Annotated in this window: 2 protein-coding genes; both read right to left on the bottom strand. The window is 59.4% G+C overall.

Annotation, left to right across the window (positions count from 1 at the left end; translation table 11 throughout):
- Positions 1-273: 273 nt before the first annotated feature.
- Complete coding sequence (locus ACX80X_RS21120; protein ID WP_252603979.1) at positions 274-1,521, bottom strand: low temperature requirement protein A; 1,248 nt, start codon at positions 1,519-1,521, stop codon at positions 274-276.
- Between the two features lie 115 nt (positions 1,522-1,636).
- Positions 1,637-1,873, bottom strand: a 237-nt coding sequence (locus tag ACX80X_RS21115; RefSeq protein WP_459313311.1) for an IS30 family transposase, incomplete at its 5' end; no start/stop codon positions are given.

Raw genomic sequence — 1,873 nt, 5'->3', positions numbered from 1 at the left:
GCAAGACTTGACTCACTTCTAACAAGGGCTGCGCCTATTCACCTGAACGCAACGCCGGGATACGGGTTGACATCACCGTGCAGACCTTAACCGAACGGCATTGCCCCTAATGGGGGCCCAATAGCGGAACAATCCGGTTCGATGGTGCGCAATCACCCGAACCATCTGAATTGGTTGCCTTCGCTAGTGGCTTCCCGTGCCCTGCAACTCCGCTGATGCCGCTGATGCCGCTGCCGCTGATGAGAGATACGTTCCCTGGCATCCAATAAACCGTCAGCCGGCTCTCTGTTTCGTTTGGCGGCGTCGGTTCACGGCGTCGGAAAATGCTACGCCTATGAGGGGAATAACGGCCCCTATAGCGGCGACGAATGCCGGGAGGAGGGAACTCAAGCTTGCCAGGACCGCCAAGGCTCCGATGCCGGCGAGATCGGAGGCTCGGCGGTGGCCCAGTAACCGTCGAATAAAAACGCCCCGGCCGGCGAGGAAAAGAGCCGGCCCGCCATAAAGAAACAGAACGGTGGCCAGATCAGGGCGGGCAGCCGGATCGCTGATCACGAGCTGATCACCAACCGCCACCAGGATCAGGCCCGCCAGGAACACCACCAAGGTGTTGCCCGCCAAAATACCGGGCCGGAACTGATCATCAACAGAAGCAAGCTTTTCCAAAGTCTCCTGCTCAAGGCCATGGAAGTAGCACCACCAGATCGCGACGCTTCCAGCCAAACTTACGGTCCCGGTCAAAAGTATCAAGGGGTCCTCCAGATTGCCCGCTATCGCCAGGCCGGTTGAAAGGATCGTCTCGCCGAGCGCGATCAGGTAGAACAACCCGAACCGCTCAAAGATCCTCTCTCCCGGGAGCGGGACCTGGCTTCCTTCGGTTTTCCTGCCCGGCAGCGGGTGCGCAAGCATGTGGCCGACCAGATCGATCGCGGCAGCCACACCCCAGAACATCAGGCGGATCTCGTGGTCGAAGAAGACACCGGAAATCCAAAAAGGCGCGCTCATGAGCCCCCAGATCAGCGTGCGCACGAAATGGTTGTGGGTGGTCCGGTCAAGTCCGACAGTGAGCATCCACGCACCTCTGCCAAGCTGGATCAGGAGATAGCTCGCAGCGAAGAGCCAGCCGAAGGCACCGAACGCGGCACCGATTGAGGCGTTCATGAACAGTGCGACAAGCATGACGATCAGCAGCATCCACTGCACCTCAAGCCGCGCAGTGTCCAGCAAAGTCGCGGCCCAGGTCGTGTACACCCACACCTTATAGACCCCAAGAAGAAGCACAAGGGTCTCACCGGCCCCCACCCAGGAAGGATTCTCCACCAAATGATGGGACAGTTGCAATAGCGCGAAAACAAAGACCAGATCGAAGAACAGCTCAAGATGCGTAACCCGGTCTCCGGAAGTCGCAGAACGCATCAGCGACCTGGCACGGATCATCTGTATCCTCCACTGGGCTTCATGAGCGGACGGACGCCCCCTCCTGTTGTCGAAAAGGCTGACAACGGTCAGCAGAGAAGTCAAGGGCCATCGGTTTGGCTAAGCCTGAATCCACCGGCGGAGTTTGAGGCCTCCGCGGCGTTTTAAACCGAGAATCCCCGTCTCTGGCGAATTCCAGGGGTCGTTGCAACACCCGAGGTCAGCTGGCTATCAGTAAATCACGAAGTGACTCGGCTGGGGTTTTCCAGTGGAGTGTTTTGCGTGGGCGGGCGTTGAGTTCCTGGGCGACGTGTTCGAGGTCCTCGGGGCCGTAGGCGTTCAGATCGGTGCCTTTGGGGAAGTACTGACGCAGGAGCCCGTTGGTGTTCTCGTTGGATCCGCGCTGCCAGGGGCTGGCCGGGTCGCAGAAGTAGACGTCCATGTCGGTGGCGATGCT

This window comes from Pseudarthrobacter sp. MDT3-1, assembly GCF_054510755.1.
This window is presented reverse-complemented; position numbering and strand designations above follow the sequence as displayed.